Source organism: Clostridium chromiireducens, assembly GCF_002029255.1.
In the GTDB taxonomy this organism is placed as follows: Bacteria; Bacillota; Clostridia; order Clostridiales; family Clostridiaceae; genus Clostridium; species Clostridium chromiireducens.
Genome location: NZ_MZGT01000016.1, coordinates 51,556 through 71,196, shown reverse-complemented (window position 1 = coordinate 71,196; position 19,641 = coordinate 51,556). Strand labels below are relative to the sequence as shown.

The following is a 19,641-nucleotide window of genomic DNA, read 5'->3' as shown; positions in this document are numbered from 1 at the left end:
CAATTAAATGCTTGAGATATGGTACTACGAATACCGTATCTCCATTATAAGATATTTAGAAGGAGATGTAAAGACATGAAAATTATAAGTTTTTTAAATATAAAAGGTGGAGTTGCAAAAACAACTTCATGTGTAAATGTTGCAGCAGAGTTAGGGAAACAAGGTCATAAGGTATTGCTAATAGATTTAGATCCACAAAGTAATGCTACAAAGTACTTAAATATGTACAACCCTAACACTAAAGGTACATATGAATTACTTGCTGGTGAAGATGTGCCAATACAAGGAACTGTATATAAAAATCTTTGGATTGTTCCTGCGAACATAAATCTTATTATGAGTGAAGCCGAAATACTTGCAGATACTAAGAAAGCAAGAGAGACAAGGCTTAAGAAATGGATTAGTGGAAAGAGAGAAGATACCTTTAATTATATCTTAATAGATTGTCCGCCTAGTTTAGGAATGCTATCTATTAATGCATTAGCTGCTAGTGATTATGTTATTGTTCCTTTGAAAATAGATAAATTTGCACTAGATGGTTTTGAATATCTAATGGGTAGCATTCAAGAAGTAAGAGAAGAATTTAATAATAAGTTAAAAACGTTAGGCATTTTGGTAACAATGGATAGAGCTACAACAATTAACAGAACAATTAAACAAGAGCTTAAGGATGAACTGGGAGACATGCTATTTAAGCAAAGCATAAGAGACAATGTAGAAGTAATTAAAAGTACTTTCAATACTACTCCAGTGATTTATTTTAATGCAAGAGCAAATGCATCTAAGGACTATAAAAGTTTTGTGGAGGAAATGCAGCAATGTCTTATTTAAAGGGGATAGCAGATAGAATAAATGGAGTAGAGAATAAAGGTTTTACACAGGAGCTAGATATAAATAATCTAGTTCCTTCACAGAACAACTTTTATGGCATTAGAGAAATCGAAGAGCTTGCAGAGTCTATTAAAGAAAATGGCCTTATGCATAATTTAGTTGTTAGAAAGCTTGATGATGGTAAGTATGAGATTATTTCAGGGGAAAGACGACATAGAGCATTAAAAAGTCTTAATTATGAAAAAGTTCCATGCCAGGTCAAAGAACTTAGTGATTTTGATGCAGAGATAATGCTTATACAAGCAAATGTTGAACAGAGAGAATTATTACCGAGTGAAAAGATGGAAGGTATAAGAAGGCTTAAGGCTATCTATGAGCAAAAGAAAACTAATGGAGAGCAATTACCTAAAGGGAAGGTTAGAGACTTAATAGGAAAGGATATGAAGCTTTCAGGTGTACAAGTTGGAAGATACCAAAAGGTAGATAAAGATTTAATTGAGCTACTTAAAGAAAAGCTTGATAAGGAAGAGATAACATTAACTCAGGCACATACTTTAAGTAGCTTATCAGATGAAGAGCAGCATATAGTTCATGAAGAAATTAAGGATCTAAACTCTAAGGATCATAAAGAAGAAGTTGAAACTCTGATTAATGGAATTAAGCAGCCAGTTGAAAGCTATCGAGATAAAAGGCTTTTAGAAGAAATGTATTCAGATAAAAAAATAAATGATAAAGAAGAACATAGAGAATCTTTGTCTGAGAAGTATTTAACTAAAGCTAAAAAAGATGAAAAAATCAATGAAGCTCAAGATAATATAGCTAAATTAAAAGAAGTTTTTGAAGAATTTACTAATCCAAGGTTAATAATATCAAGCGATATTATTACAGGGGTATTTTATATAGACAATCCCCAATTTATTAATTCAACTATGGAAGCAAGATTAAAAGGATTTGAAGGTAATTCAGGTAAAGGAAATTTAAATGTTAGAATCAAATATTTTGAGAAAGTAGATGAAATAGAAGTCTACAATACTAATCCATTGACACCTAAATATGCATATAAAATAGCAGATGATATTTTTGTGTGGTTTCAAAAGAAAATTGAATTAAATTAAAATATATATGTCTTTTAAGGCATATATAATAATTTTTTAGTTTTATATTGTTATATTTTGCATTAAAAGATATTTAAGTGGCATTATAGGATAATTTAATATATATGGAATATTATCGAATTTAAATAGTTTAATGAGTATCACAGAATTTTACTAACAAAGAAATAGAAATTTATTAAGGAGTGTATTATATGGCATTTAGAATGGTTTATACAGAGTTTTGGAATGATCCTAAAGTAATGGAGGATATGACACCAGAAGATAAATATTTTTATTTGTATTTATTAACGAATCCATGTACTAATATGATTGGAATTTATAGAATCGTTAAGAAGCAAATGGCTTTTGATTTAGGGTATAGCATAGAATCTATAAATAGTCTTATGGGTAGATTCATTAATAATCATAAGTTGGTGATTTACAATGAAGAAACTAAGGAAATATGCATTAAGAATTATGGTAAATACAATCTAAATAAGGGTGGAAAACCTATGATAGATTGTATAAAAAAAGATTTAGGAAATGTAATTGATAAAACTCTTATAAAAGAAATTGCAACTAATGTAAAAAATACTTCAATTAAACAGCTAATAGAAGAATATTTAGCAGCATTAATTAACGTATCGTCTAACGATACGTGTACCAATCAAGAAGAAATTATTAGCGATACGTATGACGAGTCTGAGAGAAATTATAATTTAGAAGGAATGGCTCAAATAGGGAGATTTGACGATACGTTACCGATAAGTGGACAAAACCATAAACCAATAACCAATAACCATAATCCTAAATCCAATAACCAATATCCTAATCCAACAACCAATAACAATGATTCGTTTGTTGTTGGTGGTGAAGAAGAAATGATTAATATTTATACACATTTTCAAAAATGTGGTTTTATTGGTAGTGCCAAATTAAAAGAATTTATAGATGCTGATATTAAAGTCTTTGGAGCTAATTGGATGATGGAAGCAGCTAGTGAATGCGTAAAACGTGGGAAAATAAATAATTATGGTTATCTTCTAGGAATATTGCAAAATTGGCAAACAAAAGGCAGAGAACAATCTAAAGCAAGAACTAAAGACGATAATGTGGTTAAGCCACTAAGATTTAATAACTTTGAGGCAAGACAATATGATTATGATTCACTAGAAAAGAAGTTGCTAGGATGGGATAAATAAGGAGTGTTATATGAGTAAATTGGATGAAAACATAGAAAAGATTATTAAAGCTCATTTTGAAGAGCCTAACAAGGATTTAAAAGAGATATTTGAAAAATTTACTGAAGGATTTTCAGAAGAGAAAAAATCAGCTTTTTATAAAAACTTAAAAGAGATAGTAAGTTAATACTTGCAGGACTAGGAGTGTTAGTAGCAGGGATTACAATTGCTAATGTTAAGGTTACTGCAAAAAAATATAAGGGGAGAGATCCCCTTAATAAAAATAGGTGATATATGATTGAAATAAATAGATCATTTGAATATACATTTTTAGAAGCTTGGGAAAATGCTATAGATAATAAAAATATTATCATAACAAGTAAAAATACTGGAGCAAGTTATAAGATTGAGAAAGTTGGAAAAAAAGATAGATTAAAATTCTTTAATGCAGTAATAGATAATTGGCAGATATACTACTGCATAGAAGAAAAAGAAATATTTGATAAGTGGTATATTACAGAAATTAGGAGGAAGGCAAGTTAATGGGATTAAGTAAGAAAGAAAAAACATTTAACTTTTTTCAGACAAATCCTAAAGCTCTATACGAAGAAGATGTAGAAATTTACCTAAATGAGTTAGGAATTAAGCAATCTACTTACGATAAACACAGAAATGAGTATATAAGTATTAATATAGCTAATACAGTTAATTCACCAAGCATTTTAGTAAATAAAAATGAAATCAAAAGAGAGAAGTTTTGTTTTGACGATAATAAATTATTTGGATTTTAGGAGATTTTAAATATGGGAGTTATTAAGGATATAGCAGATATAATTGTTCCAAATGCGCAAAAAAGAGTAAAGGAAGGTACAAGCAGCAAAGAAGCTTTATATAGGGAGTTTGAGGAAATAGGATATATTTCTAATACCAATAAAGAAAGGAGAGAAATTAATGAATATAAATGATTTACTAGTTAAAAATCAATACAATCTATATACTGCTGCATCATGTAAACTTACTGGTTTACCAATGTTAAGTAGTAGTGATTATGGTAATTATTCAGATAAGTGGTTTTCTACTTCAAGATGTAAAGCCATGAGGCAAGCTGTAAAGGACGATGAAGAACCAGTTGCTTTTTATAGATGTAAAAATGGATATTGTGCATTGTATAGTAGGGAGAATGAAGAAAGTAAAAGTTTATTGAGAGAAGTAACGCCCTATCAATTAGAGCTAATGAAACATTGTGTAGGAATAGGAAGAAAGAGAAAACCATATAGAAATTATTTCTTTACTCAGGAAACTGATAAGGATTGGAATGAATTAGTTGAAAAAGAATTAGCTGAAAAGGGTACTAACAACCCTAATAAGGATGAATATATTTACTTTTGGTTAAGTAAGAAGGGATTAGAATTTATTCTTGGAAGGTCAGTTAGTGAAAAGTTTTATAAAGAATTATAAGTCAGAATGTGTAGAGTGGAGGTTTTGAATATGGAAAGATTATTAAATGCTCTAAGAGCCATAGAAAAAGTTGATTATATTAAACCAAAACAATATCTAACTAATAGAGATCCAAAGGAATTAGTTAAAGAAGCTGTAAATTTAGCGGATGAAGTTCTTATAACCAAAGAGGGGAGACCAAACTTTGATAATATAGCTTATTTAAAAGCTAACGGATTCAATGTATTTCCAGGAGAAACTGATTCTTTTGGATGGTTAACTGGATGTATAAGAACATCTAAAGGAATTATAGTATTTGGGTAGGACAATCCTACGCGATGTGTAGATTTGACGTAGTAAATAGAAAAGTGTTCTTTGAAAATTGAATAGTGCGATATTTATAAAATACAATAGCAAATAAGTTCCGAATAATTAATCAATCAATGAAAAAATGAATATGCTAAATTTAAAAGCTAACTATAAAAAGTGCAAAATATTATTAATTATTAGTTTTTTTAGTTAGCAGCTAGATTTTTTATTGCCTTTCAATATATGCTATGATATTATATTAATAAGAAAGCTAAAAAGGAAAGGTATTGATTGGTATGATAAATAATGTTAAATTACGGGAACTTATGGAACAAGCAGATTTTGATCCTAGTAAAGAAAGAAAAGAGATAACTATTCGTGAACTTTGTAGTGATATTGAAAAGGGTAAAATTGTTCTTCCAGTTTTCCAAACTTATCTTCGATGGACAAAAGAAAAAGCTACAGCGCTTTTTAACTACCAACTAAGTGGGAAAGCACCAGTTGCTCCTATATCTATAAATCTAATTGATGATCCCGAACAAGTTATTGAACAAATTACTTTTTTAAATCGAGAAATAGTAAATAAAAATGATTTAGTAGGAAAATTATCTGTAGCAGATGGCCAACAACGTTTATCTACAAATTATAAAGCATATATTAACCACCGTCATTTTCAAAATATAGTTTTGGATTTAAGAAAATGCAAATTTATAACGTTTGATATGAATGTTCAAACTAAACCTACAAATTATCAGATTCCTGTAGGCATTTTGTATAACAAAGACCAGTCAGTTTTTTATGAATATGTAAATAGTAAAAACTCATTGAAAAAGGATGATGTAAAAGATGTATTATCATCAATTCGTAAAAAACATGAAAAGTACTATTATGTTGTGAATTTTGCTAAAAATATGTCAAAAGCTGAGCAAATGGGTTGGTTTGAAGTATTAAATTTGGCTGGTACTCAAGTTACTGAATCAATGGTATATTTGACTGATTTATTAGTAAAAGGTGTAGATTTTTATACTGAATATGCAATTCCATTTGGAGAAAAATTATATAATTATGGATTTGGAGACCTTTTTCCTCGTAAATCTGCTGAAATTTCAATTCCATTAGCGGCTTTAAATCCCGCTTTTAATAAAGTGACAGTAAAAAATAGAACGAATAATTCTAGTCCAATACCATCAGATGTAAAACCAAAATCAATTGGTAAATGTGAGGTGTCAGATATTAAAAAGATGATCCAAGTTACATTAGAAGCATTAGATAATGTTTTAAACTTCCTTGATAGCACAGTTGGCATTAAAAAACTAGAAAGAATAGATATTATTACGTATCTAATTGGATTATTTATAGAAAATGATATTTCAAAAATGAATGACAAGCAAAGGAAATTTGTAATAAAGTGGATAAATGAAGTTGATTTTATTAATAACTCTAATAAATTACGTCGTGAAAAGTATAGTAATTTATTAATCAATTATGCTAAGTTGGTTACTAATTAGTGTAACATTTGATATATATAATTTATTTTAGTTAGGTATTGACCAAACTTTTATTAATATTATTGTATCAACAAAAATAAATAATAAATTGTAAAGTCGCATTATTCAAATAAATTGAATTTGCGATTTTTTTAATGCGTAATACTAATATTTCATGTAGAAAGTAAAAATAAAAAGGTGTTCATCACGAACACCTTACATAAGATTAGAGAAGTAGGCTTTGGAACGTTAGTTCTCTAATCAACCTATCTAAATTATATCATAAAATAAGGGATAGGTGGTAAGGATGGGAGAAATTAAAAATAAATTTGAGTTATATAGAGAAAGAAAATGTAAGATAGCCAATAAGAAAATAGAGATTGAAAGTTTAATATTAAGCGGAATTAAACAAAATGATTCGAGGATAGAATCGTTGAGACTAGAAATAATTGAATTAGAAAATGAAAATAAGAGAATTGATAATATATTAACTTTACTTCCTGAAAAAGAATATAAGGTTGTAAAATTAGTTTTAATAGATGGAAAAGACAAGAAAAAGGTTGCAGGAGAAATTGATAGAACAGAAAGGCAAATAAATAGAATTTTAAATAATGCGGCAAAAAAAATAATTTTATAGAGTGCAATAAGCGCTCTTTATTTTTTATAAAATGTCCTAAAAACGTCTTTAAAATGTCCCGAAAATGTCTGACAAATGTCTTAAACTTTATGATAACATAAAATCAATAAAAAGAAATGTCACGTTTTTGGTATGGAATAACTATAGTCATTTTTAGGAGGTAGTGTCTATGTTGGATAAAGAAAAGGTAAAGGAATTATATCTAGAAGGCTATGGTTCGTCACAAATATCTAATATTTTAAAATGTAAACCTGAGACTGTCAGAAAGTGTATAGAGCGTAATTTTAAACAGTTTAAAATTTCACATATTGCAATCAAAATTAGAAATAAGGAAATTGATAGAATTACAAGACATGAATCAAAGCAATATATGAGTGATTCAACATTTGTAAGAAAGAATAGATCTATTTATAAAACTAATAATGATGGAGATTTAATTATCGATAGAAATGTAGCTCCAGTGACTACATTTGATACTCCAAGAATATTTAGAAACGAGAATAACGAAAAACAAGTAAATAGAAAAATAGTTAAAAGTGGTTATAGAAAAGGTGAGTTGTTTTTTTAACAATTCATCTTTTTAGCTTAGAAAGAAGGTGAGGATGTGAAAGAAATATATAGAACTCGTATTTGTGGTAAATGTGGGAAAACAAATATTTTGATTAATGATGAAGTTGAGGACACTATTAAAAAAGGAAAGTATATTTCATGTTCTCATTGTGGCAGCCAAAGAGTAGTTAATGAAAATGAAACAAGTGATTTACGCAAGTGTATGGAACATTCATCATATAAAAAGGTTCGAGGAGCAATAAGGCAGGTGAGACAGGAATGAATTCTGTTGAACCAATAAGAGATATTCAGATAGTATATGATATCCAGGATTACTTAAAAGAAAAAAATGTAAGAGATTACGTTATGTTTCTTTTTGGAGTAAACACTGGATTAAGAATATCAGATATACTAAAACTTAGAACAAGAGATATAAGAGATTCTAAGGGGAATATTAAAAGTCATATTGAACTCACCGAAAAGAAAACTGGTAAAGATAAAAAGCTTAAAATTAATAGTGATATAAAACCGATATTAAAGGATTACCTTAAAAATAAAAAGGAATATGAATATATAATTAAAAGTCCTAAAGGTACAAATAATCCATTAAGTAGGCAACAAGCTTATAGAATATTAAGTGAAGTTGGGGAATTATTTGGGGTAGATGATATGGGGTGTCATACTTTAAGAAAAACACTTGGATATCATTATTATAAAAAAACAAATGATATAGCTGGATTAATGAAATTATATAATCACTCAAGTCCAGTAATAACACTTGGATACATTGGTATGGATCAAGACAAAAAGGATTTAATGATAGAGAAATTAAACTTTGTTAGAAAGCGCTAAAAACGGAAGCGTTTTTTTATTTGAACATGGATGTAACATAAAAAAGCGAATGTAACACTGATGATGAAATTTTTAATGCATATATAAGAAGAGAAATTTTAAGAATGATGTTACAAAATATATAAAAGGTAACATATAGATAGAAATAGGATGATTAGTGAATAAGGGGTTTTTAAAGAAAGAAATTATTTTTTATGGTATAATTACGTGTATTTAGTAATAATAAACAATTAAATATCGAGGAGGAACCACACGAATGACCAATATAATTCTTAAGAAAACAAAACAAACTAACTTATACGGTATAGAAATATTTTGCTGGGCCGTTATTACATTTGTTTCATTTTTACCGCAATTAATCTATATCTTAGAGACACGGGATTATGTATCATTATTTTTTGATAGATACGATAAATTTCTAATAACGATTTCTATAGGTTTATTTCCTTATGTATTTAGTCTTATCTTTGAAAGTATGCCACTTGAGTTAGTGCGAAGTTCGTTTAAAAAATATAGTTCTCATTCTACAAAAAAAGATTCTGAGTCTGAAGAAAAGGCAGATAGAGAAGTTAAAGCAGATAATAAAACAGACACAGAAGTTAATGGAGAAATAGAAGTTAAAGCAGATAATAAAACAGATACAGAAGCTAATGGAGAAATAGAAGTTAAAGTAGATAATAAAACAGATACAGAAGCTAATGGAGAAATAGAAGTTAAAGCTGATAATAAAACAGATACAGAAGCTACGGAAGAAATAGAAGCTAAAGCTGATAGTGAAGCAGGTACAGAGACTAAGGGAGAAATAGAAGTTAAGGATGATAATGAGTCAGATACAGAGGCTAAGGGAAAAACAGAAGTTAAAGCTGATAATAAAACAGATACAGAATCCAAACTAGATCCAGAAGCACTAAGAGATTTATATGATATGCAATACGAAAGAGAGACTCAATATTTTTTAAGTGATATTATGGAGGATACTAGAAATGTTTCTAAACAAATTCGTAGGAGTTCGGGTGTATATCTAATTGTTGGTTTTTTTGTTGCATTTACTGGGTTAGTGATTTTTTATCAATCATTTTATGGACAAGCGATTTTAGTGAATGAAGAAAAGTTTAATATAACCATAACATTAATCAATTTACTTCCTAGATTCGGCACACTTTTTTTTCTAGAATTTATTGCATTTTATTTTTTTAGACAACATAGAGTAATGATGGAAGAATTTCGTTATTATGAGAGAATTAAAAGGATAAGAGAAGATAATAATATAATATTTAGGCTAGTTGAAAAATATAAAGAAAAGGATAACGAAAGATTACTTAATATTTTACTTGAAAAAAGTTCTTTTGAAAAAATCAATAATAGATTATCAAAAGAAGAAACAACTGAAATATTAGAAACCTTAAAACTTACAAATAGTGAGAATGCTATTTTTGAAAAACTTATTGATTGCTTGCAATCAATAAAAAAATAGAAAGCTTTATATACATAGATTTAATACTAAATATTACATAGGCATTATAGCATTATTAATAATATTAATTTTGGGTGGTTTAGTTTTCTTAAAGCTGTAAGAGCTTTATGCTTTAATAGAATGGAGCGCGATTTGATGAGCAGAGAGTTATTAAAGAAGAAGGCAAGGTATAGAAACATTGCTTCAAGATTTAGCCAAAAGATAGACAGGTTTGTCAATGTACTTGATAAATGTACAATAGCACCTAATGATTCATTAGAAACTGTTGTATTTAAAAAGTATCTAGAGCTTGGTGATTTGGTTAAGGTTACAGCTTATATAAATGATAGAGGATATAGGATAAGGACAAGTTCATACAAAGGAGAAAGAAAATTCATAACAAATGATATTTCAGATATACTTGATAAGCAACAATACCATGTAGAGCATGAATTGGTAAGTGCTATTAAAGAAATGAAAAGCATTGATAGAATGTTGGTTAAAATGAACGTTAAAAGCCTATTAAAAGATTAATAAAGTATATTAAGAAATAACATCTTAATATACTTTAAGTTAATTAGTAATTGTTATCTACACAATTCATCAAGGGTTACATTGAGAGCATCAGCTAATTTAATTGCAGTAGATACTTTACATTCATCTTTACGTTCAATATCTTCGATAGTACGTTGAGGAACACCGCTAAGTTCAGATAACGCTTTTAAAGTTAAAGATTTAGAATTTCTAATTACTTTTAGCTTCATTAGCTTACTCCTTTCTTGATATAAAAGATAAGATAGTGTTAATAATTAGCAATGTAAGTATAATAATATCAAGTACAGAAACATGGTTAAAATCAATAAGTTTTAAAACAACCAACACAAGGATAATGGTAATTAGATTATTATTTAAATGTTTCATAGGCATTTGCAATATGATATAATTATTTTGCAAGGGGAACTGAGTTCCCCAAGTTCTATTGGTGCTTATCATCATCTTCGATAATATCTACAAGCTTGCAGGCTATTTGTAATATCAACCAGATGATTGTAAGTACCTTTATTATTATATCAATTGCTATCATCTCCTTTCCTTTACTATATATATATTATACCACGTTATAACGTGTAAGTCAACGAGTGAAAGGAGATTAATTCATAGTTTTACAATGTTTTTAATTAAATAGATTAAAGAAGACACTTACTATTTATTAAATAATAGTAGGTGTCTTTTATTATGCACATAGGTTCTTCCAGAAACCTTAATGATATGCGGGTCTTGCGATGCCCGAGGTTTTTTTAGATATAAATTTTTTTGAAATAGAGTTTCCGTTTCCTAAAAGGGGGTGAATATGAATTGGATGATAAAAATAAAAAAATTGAAGATGTAAATAGTGTTGTTGTTTCAAGTACAGTTTTAGCAGATATGTTTGGATTAACAACAAGAAGAATTAGAATGTTAGCTGATGAAGGCATAATTCATAAAACAAGCAGAGGTAGATACAACCTTCAAGAAAATATAAAAAGCTATATAGTTTATTTGAAAGCTAACCAAGATTTAAAAGAAAAAATAGTTGATGATGATAGATTAGATCCAGATGAAGAAAGAGCGCTGCTTACTAGAAGGCAAAGAGAGAAATTAGAACTTGAACTTGCAGCAATGAAAGGTCAAATGCATTTTTCAAATGATGTTGAGCGTGTAATGAATGATATGCTTGCTAATTTTAGAGCTAAGATTATTGCATTACCAACTAAAGTCTCACCAATTCTTATTGCTAGAAATGATATTTCAGAAATTCAAGAGTTACTTCAAAGGGAATTCTTTGAGGTAGTAACTGAATTGTCATGTTATGATCCTGCTTTATTCTATAACGAAAAATATATCGAGTTAGAAGAAGATGAATTAGAAGGCGGTGAGGTAGGTGAGAAGAAAGATACAGAGCAGAACACTTAATTTATTTAAAAATATTGCAAAAGTTCTAGCTCCACCACCTAAACTTACAGCAAGTCAATGGGCCGATAGTTATAGAAAATTATCAAAAGAAGCATCGGCAGAGCCAGGTCAATGGAGAACTGATAGAGCACCATACCAAAGAGAAATAATGGATGCAACAAATGATCCAGAAGTTGAAACAGTTGTTGTTATGTCTTCAGCTCAAGTTGGAAAGACAGAATTGATTTTAAATATAATAGGGTACTTTATGGATTATGATCCATCGCCAATATTATTATTACAGCCTACTTTAGAAATGGCCGAAGCATTCTCAAAAGATAGGTTAGCTCCAATGCTCAGAGATACACCAGTTTTAAAAGATAAAATTGGTGATGCTAAAGCAAGAAATAGTGGGAATACACTACTTCATAAAACATTCCCTGGTGGTCACATAACGATGGCAGGAGCAAATTCTCCATCATCCCTTGCAAGTAGACCAATAAGAGTAGTTCTTGCAGATGAAGTTGATAGATATCCATTATCTGCAGGTACAGAAGGGGATCCAGTTAATCTAGCAGCTAAAAGAACTACAACTTTTTGGAATAGAAAAAAGGTATATGTTTCAACTCCAACTATCAAAGGAGCATCGAGAATTGAAACAGAATATGAAGATAGCACCATGGAACAATGGTGTTTACCATGTCCTTATTGTGGCAGGCATCAACCATTAACTTGGGGCCAGATAAGATTTGAAGATGCAACCATGGAGTGTTTATTCTGCAGGGAAAGAGGTACAGAAGCAGAATGGAAATCAGGTAAAGGTGAATGGAGAGCGAGGAGAAAACATAGAAACAAAAGAGGGTTCCATTTAAATGAATTAGCATCACCTTGGAAAAGATGGACAGATGTTATTGAAGACTTTAGAGAAGCAAAGAAAAATACTGAAACATTAAAAGTTTGGATAAATACATCACTTGGTGAGAGTTGGGAAGAGCAAGGCGAAAAAGCTGATGAAGAAACATTAATGAAGAGAAGAGAAAGATATAATTGCCAAGTACCTGATAAAGTTCTTGTCTTAACTGCAGGTGTTGATACTCAAGATGATAGACTTGAAGTAGAAATTGTTGGTTGGGGATTCGGAAAAGAGAGCTGGGGAATAGAGTATAAAGCTTTCTATGGAGATCCGTCACAATCAGCAATATGGAATCAGCTTGATAGTTATTTAAGCAGAACTTGGATACATGGAAATGGTCAGGGAATAGTTGTTTCTTGTACTTGCGTAGATAGTGGTGGTCACTATACTAGTGAAGTTTATAAATTTTGCAAAGCAAGAGAGCATAGAAGAATATTTGCAGTTAAAGGACAAGGTGGTGATGGTATACCGTTTGTAGGTAGAGCATCGAGGACTAATAGAGAAAAGGCTGCTTTATTTAATCTTGGAGTTGACCAGGGAAAAGAAACATTATTATCAAGGTTAAAATTAGAATTTGAAGGTGAAGGATATTGTCATTTTCCTATGGAAGGTGATAGAGGATATGATGAAGCTTATTTCAAAGGCTTAACAAGTGAAAAAAGAACTATAAAATACTATAAAGGAAAGCCAAAAGTTGAATGGTTAAAGAAATCAGGAACTAGAAATGAGCCTTTAGATATTCGAAATTATGCTACTGCAGCACTAGAAATATTAAATCCTTTATTTGAATCGCTTCAAAATTCAAAGCAAAACAGTAATATATATAATCAAAAACCAGTTCAAAAACGTTATGGAGTGATTAAAAAAGGTATAGACTACTAATAGAAAGGTGATTATATGGCAAACAGATTAGAAACATTGAAAACTAGACTTGAAAACTATTTAAAAGCTGAGGATTCAATATTAAATGGTGCTCAAGAATATAAAATTGGATCAAGAGATTTTAAACGTGCTGATTTAAATGAAATTTCTCAAATGATTCAGTATTTAGAGAGAGAAATTGCTACAGAAGAAAGTAAAAGCCAAGGAAAAGGAAGAAATAGAGTTATTGGAGTGATTCCAAGAGATTTGTAGAAAGGATGATGTAATTTGAATGCATTAGACAAAGTTATAAATTTTGTTAATCCTCAAGCTGGACTTAAACGAGAATTAGCTAGAGCACATTCTAAAGTAGTTGAACGGTTCATGAATACGGGATACTCAGAAAGTGGGGCCAGTACACAAAAGAAAGCTCTTAAAGGATGGAATGCTTTAAGTAGTAGTCCAGAAGAAGATATTGATTTAAATCTTTGGGTACTTAGAAATAGATGTAGAGATTTATATAATTCTCCATTAGGTAGGTCCGCTATTCAAACGACTAGAACAAATGTTGTAGGTAGTGGATTGAAATTAAAATCAAGAATAGATTTTAATTTTTTGGGAATAAGTGAGGATGAAGCAGATGAATGGGAGCAAAATGTTGAAAGAGAATTTGCACTTTGGGCAGAATCAGTTCATTGTGATTCATGTAAGTTAAATAATTTTTATGAAATTCAGCAATTAGCTCAATTAACATGGCTACAAAGTGGAGATACATTTGCAGTATTGAAACAAGACAAGCCGCTGCCATATATGCCTTATGGACTCAGAATAGCTTTAATTGAAGCTGATAGGGTTAGTACACCCAATACATTAAATAATATATTTAGTAATGGAATATTTGCAATAGAAGCTACAGCTGATAATGGAAATAGAATTGTTTCAGGAGTTGAAATTGATTCTAATGGTGCAGTTGTAGCTTATTATATTTGCAATAGATACCCACAGAGCTTTTATATTATGAATAATACAGTACCGTTAGCGTGGACTAGAGTAGAAGCATTTGGAAAGCTAACTGGGAGAAGGAATATACTTCACTTAATGGAATCTGAAAGACCAGAACAAAGAAGAGGAGTTCCATTTTTAGCTCCAGTAATTGAACCATTAAAACAATTAACTAGATATACTGAAGCTGAATTAATGGCCGCGGTAGTAACTGGAATGTTTACTGTGTTCATTAAGAGCAAAGGCCCAAGTTCAGAAATTCCTTTTGGATCAATGATACCTGAAGATCAACAAGTACCAGGAAATGATAGAGAAGTTAATTATGAACTTGCACCAGGAGCCATAAATGTACTGCAACCTGATGAAGATGTTGAAATTGCCAATCCAGGTAGACCAAACACAGCTTTTGATGGATTTGTTAATGCTTTGTGCAGATATGTTGGAGCAGCACTTGAAATACCTCAAGAACTACTTCAAAAATCATTTCAATCTAGTTATTCAGCAGCTAGAGCTGCTTTACTTGAAGCATGGAAGATGTTTAGAATGCGTAGAGAGTGGATGTCAAATAGTTTCTGCCAGCCAGTTTATGAAGAATGGTTGACTCAAGCTGTAGCAATGGGAAGAATTAGGGCACCAGGATTTTTTGATGATCCTATAGTTAAAAAGGCATGGTGTGGAGCGGAATGGAATGGACCAGCGCCAGGCCAATTAGATCCGCTTAAAGAAATAAGTGCAGCTGAAAAAAGAATTCAAAATGGAGTTTCTACTAGAGAGCAAGAAACAATGGAGATTAATGGAGGAAATTTTGATAAAAATATTCAACAAGCTAAAAGAGAACAGAGACTTATGAGGGAATCTGGACTTTTAGAAGATAGTTCTAGTTCATTAAATCAAAATACACCGAAAGGAGGTGAGAATATTGAATAAGTTTTGGAATTTTATACAGAATGAAGCTACAGAAACTCAACCTGAAAGCGTTGAATTAAGAATTTGTGGCGAAATCATGAGTGATGATGATAGCTGGATATATGAATGGTTTGGAATACCAGTAGCATCACCTAATAGTTTTAGAAATGCACTATCTCAATACAAAGGCAAAGATATAACAGTTTGGATTGATTCTTTTGGGGGAGATGTTTTTGCAGGAGCTGGAATATATAATGCTTTAAAAGAGCATGATGGAAAGGTAACTGCTAAAATAACTATAGCGATGTCAGCTGCATCAGTTATTGCTATGGCTGCAGATGAAATATTAATGTCACCAGTAGGTATTATGATGATACATAATCCATTAACAAGTGCTCAAGGTGATATGAGGGTAATGAGAAAAACAGCAGATGTTCTTGATACTGTAAAAAATACCATTATTAATGCCTATGTAGCTAAAACTGGTCTAAATGAATCAGAAATATCATCTATGATGGATGATGAGACCTGGATGAGTGCAAATCAAGCAGTAAAGGCAAAGTTTGCAGATGGTGTATTATACCAATCTAGCAATAAAGAAGATAGTGAACCTATAATGAACTTTACATTCAATAGAAATGCTATAAAAAATAGTGTAAATGAATCTTTAAAGCATTTTCTTGCATTTAATGTAAATAGCATAATAAAAAATGAAAACACATGCCAATGTGATGGATGCTCACAGGAATCTGATGATTGTAAGTGTTCAGAATGTGGTAATTGTAATGATGGGAAATGTGACCAAACTACAATGCGTAATTACAGTAAAATGATTTTAAATAATAAGGAGGGAAAAGATATGTCTATTAAAAACGAATCTGAATTAAAGAATCAATTACCTGAAATACACAATCAAATATATAACGAAGGTAATATTGAAGGAATTAAAGCTGAAAGAGAAAGATTAAAAGCATTTGATATGCTTAATGGTAAAGTTGATCCTGCTTTCTTAAACGAAGAAAAGTATAAGGATGGAGCTACAGCTCAAGATGTTCTTTTTAGAGCTATGCAGGAAGGTAAAATGATTAATTCAGGCTTTATGAATCAAATTGAAGCAGATGCTCAAAATGCAAATGAAGTAGCAGGAACTTCATCTGATAATGATGGAACAGATGAAGTAACTGGTACTTTAAATTTTGTTCAAAATATAGCTAAAAAGACATTAGGGAAATAAGGAGGTAAATAATTATGGCAGAAGTTTTAAAGTATGACAATTTATTAGCTGGTGATGTTGATATAGTTACTCAACAAATAACTATAGATGTATCACAAACAATTCAAAGAGGAGATATCCTTAAAAAGGTTTCAGGTAAATTTCAAAGACCATCAGCAGTTATTACAAGTGCTGATGTTGTAGTTGTTGCATCAGAAGATATAACTACAGATGAAAATAATACAGTTTCAAGCATTGGATATAAAACAGGTCAATTTGATTCAAATGCAATGCGTTTTGGTGGAAGCTCAACATCAGATGATAACCTTGATGTTTTAGCAGAAAAATCAATATATTTAATAAAGTCTCAAAGAAATTAATAATAGGGGGAATGGAAAATGCCAATAAACATATATGATCCAAGAGTATTGGATGGAGTTATAAAATTATTACCTGCAACAGGAGGATTTTTTAGAGATACATTTTTTAGAAAACATACTCCAGTACCAGGAACAAAAATTGATATAGATTTCTACAAAGGAAAAAGAAGAGTAGCTCCTTTTGTGAATCCAAAATCTGCTGCTAAAACAGTTGAAAAAATAGGATATAAAACAAATACATTTGAAACACCACTTTTAAAGCCGAAAGATGTTACAACAATTGAAGATCTTTCAGTAAGAGCACCTGGAGAGAATATATATGGTGGAATAACCAGAGAAGAAAGAGCAATTGCATTATTAACAGATAAATTAGCTGAATTTAATGATAGCATTATAAGAAGAGAGGAATGGATGGCAGCTCAATCAATGCTTACTGGTAAAATTCCAGTTATAGGTGAGGGTGTGAATTATACAATAGATTTTGGATTCTCAAATAAAGAAGCTCTTACTGGTGCTACATTATGGAGTTCTCCAACATCAGATCCACTTAAAGATATTGATAGATGGGTTTTAACTTGTCAAAAAAATGGGTATCATACGCCAAACGTATGCTTAATGTCATCAGATACTCATAATGCATTTATGCAAAGACTTATAGCGCTTAATTATATGAATCAGTTTTCTGGAAATGTTGATTTAGCAGTAATTAAACCACAACAATTGAGTGAAAATGTTATTTATGGTGGAATGATTTTAAAATATAATATGCCAATTTATATTTATAATGAATGGTATATTGATGATTGGACTAATCCAGATTCACCTACTGAACTTCCAATAGTCCCAAATGGTATATGCCTACTTGGTTCTAGTAATGCAAAGTCAGCAATATATTATGGTGAAATTACGCTTACAGACGAAAATACAGGTGGATTTAGATCTATCTTAGGTGAAAGAGCCGCAGATACATGGATTAAGAAAGATCCAGCAGCAAGATATCTTGCAATGCATAGTAGACCATTACCAGCACCACAAGAAGTTGATTCTTGGTATGTTGCAACTGTTTTATAGGAGGTATCATTATGGCAATTAAAGTAATAGAAGGAATGGTTAATGTTGATGGTGATATAAAAAGTGTTGGTGCAAAACTTAAGATGAATGAAGATGAAGAAAAAAGATTAGTTGGACTTGGTTTTGCTGAATTTATAGATGCTGCAGCTGAAAAAATAGAAACTATTAAGTAAGGATACAAAGCAATAATGTCTAGCTTCAAGGAGATATTGGAACGTGATAATGCAGCAATTTTTAATGAAGATGAATATTCATCTAAACATGATATAGATGGTAAAGACTTAACCATAACTATTGATAGTGACAAGTTAAAAGAAAGAAAAGAAAAGTATGCAGAGGGCACTTATTTAGGTGAACTCCTTTTTTATATTCAAAAAGATGTTCTAGGTTATGAACCTGTTATTAATCAAAGAATGAGATTTGATAAAGAACCTAAGTTTGTCACTGATTTTCAAGAGGATATGGGAGTTTACACCATTGTATTGAGTGAGAATAAAGCATGATAACCATTGATTCAATTAAATTTGAGGAAGTTGAAAGGGAGCTTGGTGAATATAAAGCCAAAGCTCCCATTGCATTATCAAGAGCATTAAACAGAGCAGCAGCAAAAGCAAAAACAAATGCTTCAAGGAAAGCAAGAGAACAATACAACATAAAAGCCAAGGATATAAACTCAACTATTAATATAACTAAGGCAAATAAGTCAAGCTTAAGAGCAGTTTTAAGGTCAACTGGAGAAAGAATACCACTTATAAAGTTCAAAGTTAATCCAAGTAATCCGAGACCTAAAAAGCCACCCAAGGTTTTAAGAGTTGAAGTAAAAAGAGGTGGATTAAAGGAGCTTATAGGAGGGTTTGTTGCTGATATAAATGGAAATAAGGTGTTTAAGAGAACTTCGAAAGCAAGATTGCCAATACAACAGTTATTTGGTCCTGCGGTACCTCAAATGTTAGGTACCAGTTCAATAAAAGAGTTTATCGAAAATGAAGCTTCAAAGGTATTTGATCAGAGACTTGACCATGAGATTAAAAGAATAATGGGAGGTAATAGCTAATGACTCCTAGTATCCTACAAGATGCATTAGTTGCAGATCTTAAAGAGCAATTAAAAGAATTTAGACTTAAAAACTCTAAAAATGAAAGCGGTAAATTAAATATGTACTCTCAAAATTTGCCTTCAATACAAGGTCAAAAGGATTCAGAATATTTTCCATACTTAGTTATTAGAGTAATGGATGGTGAAAACAAAAATGATGAAGGTGAAGAAAAAGACTCATGCAAATTATATTTTATCATTGGTATATATGACGATTCTGATGATAATCAAGGGTATAAGGACCTAATGAATATAATTGAAAAAATAAAATATAGGTTAAAAACAAAAAAATACTTTAATAATAATCAATTTGAATTAGAATTACCATTAAAATGGGCTATCCATGAAGAGGATACATTCCCACATTATTTTGGTGGTATAGAAACAAACTGGAATATACCTAATATTCAATTTGATGATTCATTGATTTAAATTAGG

At 30.4% G+C, this 19,641-nt stretch carries 28 protein-coding genes; 27 read left to right on the top strand and 1 reads right to left on the bottom strand.

What is annotated here, in order from left to right; translation table 11 throughout:
* The first annotated feature begins 75 nt into the window (after positions 1 to 75).
* From CLCHR_RS07595 to CLCHR_RS07525, 16 genes are all read left to right on the top strand, one after another.
* Positions 76 to 831, top strand: a complete 756-nt coding sequence (locus CLCHR_RS07595) for a ParA family protein (protein WP_079439099.1) — start codon at positions 76 to 78, stop codon at positions 829 to 831.
* A complete protein-coding gene (locus CLCHR_RS07590) occupies positions 819 to 1,946 on the top strand; it encodes a ParB/RepB/Spo0J family partition protein (RefSeq protein ID WP_079439098.1) in 1,128 nt (375 codons plus the stop codon). Before CLCHR_RS07595 ends, CLCHR_RS07590 begins: the two co-directional genes overlap by 13 nt.
* Positions 1,947 to 2,137: 191 nt before the next feature.
* Positions 2,138 to 3,127, top strand: coding sequence for a DnaD domain-containing protein (locus tag CLCHR_RS24740; protein ID WP_079439097.1), 990 nt, complete (start codon positions 2,138 to 2,140; stop codon positions 3,125 to 3,127).
* 10 nt (positions 3,128 to 3,137) lie between these two features.
* The gene (locus tag CLCHR_RS07580) at positions 3,138 to 3,293 is read left to right on the top strand and encodes a MarR family transcriptional regulator (RefSeq protein WP_079439096.1); all 156 of its coding nucleotides are present in this window, start codon (positions 3,138 to 3,140) and stop codon (positions 3,291 to 3,293) included.
* 107 nt (positions 3,294 to 3,400) lie between these two features.
* Entirely contained in the window at positions 3,401 to 3,649 is a 249-nt protein-coding gene (locus CLCHR_RS07575) for a hypothetical protein (RefSeq protein WP_079439095.1), read from the top strand.
* Positions 3,649 to 3,897: a hypothetical protein gene (locus tag CLCHR_RS07570; RefSeq protein WP_079439094.1), complete on the top strand. Its 249-nt coding sequence runs from the start codon at positions 3,649 to 3,651 to the stop codon at positions 3,895 to 3,897. Before CLCHR_RS07575 ends, CLCHR_RS07570 begins: the two co-directional genes overlap by 1 nt.
* A gap of 12 nt (positions 3,898 to 3,909) precedes the next feature.
* Entirely contained in the window at positions 3,910 to 4,071 is a 162-nt protein-coding gene (locus CLCHR_RS24735) for a hypothetical protein (RefSeq protein WP_169896777.1), read from the top strand.
* On the top strand, positions 4,058 to 4,564 hold the full coding sequence (locus CLCHR_RS07565; RefSeq protein ID WP_079439093.1) for a hypothetical protein: 507 nt from the start codon (positions 4,058 to 4,060) through the stop codon (positions 4,562 to 4,564). The genes CLCHR_RS24735 and CLCHR_RS07565 overlap by 14 nt, the downstream gene beginning before the upstream one ends.
* A 30-nt stretch (positions 4,565 to 4,594) precedes the next feature.
* Positions 4,595 to 4,867, top strand: a complete 273-nt coding sequence (locus tag CLCHR_RS07560; RefSeq protein WP_079439092.1) for a hypothetical protein — start codon at positions 4,595 to 4,597, stop codon at positions 4,865 to 4,867.
* A 281-nt stretch (positions 4,868 to 5,148) separates the two neighbouring features.
* Entirely contained in the window at positions 5,149 to 6,360 is a 1,212-nt protein-coding gene (locus CLCHR_RS07555) for a GmrSD restriction endonuclease domain-containing protein (protein WP_139376217.1), read from the top strand.
* 286 nt (positions 6,361 to 6,646) lie between these two features.
* Positions 6,647 to 6,976, top strand: coding sequence for a sigma-70 RNA polymerase sigma factor region 4 domain-containing protein (locus CLCHR_RS07550; protein WP_079439090.1), 330 nt, complete (start codon positions 6,647 to 6,649; stop codon positions 6,974 to 6,976).
* A 169-nt stretch (positions 6,977 to 7,145) separates the two neighbouring features.
* Entirely contained in the window at positions 7,146 to 7,544 is a 399-nt protein-coding gene (locus CLCHR_RS07545) for a helix-turn-helix domain containing protein (protein ID WP_079439089.1), read from the top strand.
* A gap of 36 nt (positions 7,545 to 7,580) precedes the next feature.
* Positions 7,581 to 7,808, top strand: a complete 228-nt coding sequence (locus tag CLCHR_RS07540) for a hypothetical protein (RefSeq protein WP_079439088.1) — start codon at positions 7,581 to 7,583, stop codon at positions 7,806 to 7,808.
* The gene (locus CLCHR_RS07535; protein ID WP_079439087.1) at positions 7,805 to 8,377 is read left to right on the top strand and encodes a tyrosine-type recombinase/integrase; all 573 of its coding nucleotides are present in this window, start codon (positions 7,805 to 7,807) and stop codon (positions 8,375 to 8,377) included. Before CLCHR_RS07540 ends, CLCHR_RS07535 begins: the two co-directional genes overlap by 4 nt.
* Before the next feature lie 256 nt (positions 8,378 to 8,633).
* On the top strand, positions 8,634 to 9,851 hold the full coding sequence (locus CLCHR_RS07530) for a hypothetical protein (RefSeq protein ID WP_079439086.1): 1,218 nt from the start codon (positions 8,634 to 8,636) through the stop codon (positions 9,849 to 9,851).
* 135 nt (positions 9,852 to 9,986) lie between these two features.
* Positions 9,987 to 10,364, top strand: a complete 378-nt coding sequence (locus CLCHR_RS07525) for a hypothetical protein (protein ID WP_079439085.1) — start codon at positions 9,987 to 9,989, stop codon at positions 10,362 to 10,364.
* 53 nt (positions 10,365 to 10,417) lie between these two features.
* On the opposite strand, the gene CLCHR_RS07520 is transcribed toward CLCHR_RS07525, so the two are convergent.
* Positions 10,418 to 10,594: a helix-turn-helix transcriptional regulator gene (locus tag CLCHR_RS07520; RefSeq protein WP_079439084.1), complete on the bottom strand. Its 177-nt coding sequence runs from the start codon at positions 10,592 to 10,594 to the stop codon at positions 10,418 to 10,420.
* 592 nt (positions 10,595 to 11,186) lie between these two features.
* Here CLCHR_RS07520 and CLCHR_RS07515 point away from each other — a divergent pair.
* The 11 genes from CLCHR_RS07515 to CLCHR_RS07470 are packed head-to-tail and all read left to right on the top strand — an operon-like array spanning position 11,187 to position 19,635.
* Positions 11,187 to 11,783, top strand: coding sequence for a hypothetical protein (locus CLCHR_RS07515; protein WP_079439083.1), 597 nt, complete (start codon positions 11,187 to 11,189; stop codon positions 11,781 to 11,783).
* Positions 11,752 to 13,557, top strand: coding sequence for a phage terminase large subunit family protein (locus CLCHR_RS07510; RefSeq protein WP_079439082.1), 1,806 nt, complete (start codon positions 11,752 to 11,754; stop codon positions 13,555 to 13,557). The genes CLCHR_RS07515 and CLCHR_RS07510 overlap by 32 nt, the downstream gene beginning before the upstream one ends.
* A gap of 15 nt (positions 13,558 to 13,572) precedes the next feature.
* Complete coding sequence (locus CLCHR_RS07505) at positions 13,573 to 13,809, top strand: DUF6148 family protein (protein WP_079439081.1); 237 nt, start codon at positions 13,573 to 13,575, stop codon at positions 13,807 to 13,809.
* Positions 13,810 to 13,824: 15 nt separating this feature from the next.
* The gene (locus CLCHR_RS07500; RefSeq protein ID WP_079439080.1) at positions 13,825 to 15,465 is read left to right on the top strand and encodes a phage portal protein; all 1,641 of its coding nucleotides are present in this window, start codon (positions 13,825 to 13,827) and stop codon (positions 15,463 to 15,465) included.
* Complete coding sequence (locus CLCHR_RS07495; RefSeq protein ID WP_207652308.1) at positions 15,458 to 16,678, top strand: head maturation protease, ClpP-related; 1,221 nt, start codon at positions 15,458 to 15,460, stop codon at positions 16,676 to 16,678. The genes CLCHR_RS07500 and CLCHR_RS07495 overlap by 8 nt, the downstream gene beginning before the upstream one ends.
* Positions 16,679 to 16,692: 14 nt before the next feature.
* Positions 16,693 to 17,037, top strand: a complete 345-nt coding sequence (locus CLCHR_RS07490; protein WP_079439079.1) for a hypothetical protein — start codon at positions 16,693 to 16,695, stop codon at positions 17,035 to 17,037.
* An 18-nt stretch (positions 17,038 to 17,055) separates the two neighbouring features.
* Positions 17,056 to 18,108, top strand: a complete 1,053-nt coding sequence (locus CLCHR_RS07485) for a major capsid protein (protein ID WP_079439078.1) — start codon at positions 17,056 to 17,058, stop codon at positions 18,106 to 18,108.
* An 11-nt stretch (positions 18,109 to 18,119) separates the two neighbouring features.
* Positions 18,120 to 18,281, top strand: a complete 162-nt coding sequence (locus tag CLCHR_RS24730; protein WP_169896776.1) for a hypothetical protein — start codon at positions 18,120 to 18,122, stop codon at positions 18,279 to 18,281.
* Between the two features lie 15 nt (positions 18,282 to 18,296).
* On the top strand, positions 18,297 to 18,611 hold the full coding sequence (locus CLCHR_RS07480; RefSeq protein WP_079439077.1) for a hypothetical protein: 315 nt from the start codon (positions 18,297 to 18,299) through the stop codon (positions 18,609 to 18,611).
* Positions 18,608 to 19,162, top strand: a complete 555-nt coding sequence (locus CLCHR_RS07475; protein ID WP_079439076.1) for a phage tail protein — start codon at positions 18,608 to 18,610, stop codon at positions 19,160 to 19,162. The genes CLCHR_RS07480 and CLCHR_RS07475 overlap by 4 nt, the downstream gene beginning before the upstream one ends.
* Positions 19,162 to 19,635, top strand: coding sequence for a hypothetical protein (locus CLCHR_RS07470; RefSeq protein WP_079439075.1), 474 nt, complete (start codon positions 19,162 to 19,164; stop codon positions 19,633 to 19,635). The genes CLCHR_RS07475 and CLCHR_RS07470 overlap by 1 nt, the downstream gene beginning before the upstream one ends.
* The last annotated feature ends 6 nt before the right edge of the window (positions 19,636 to 19,641 follow it).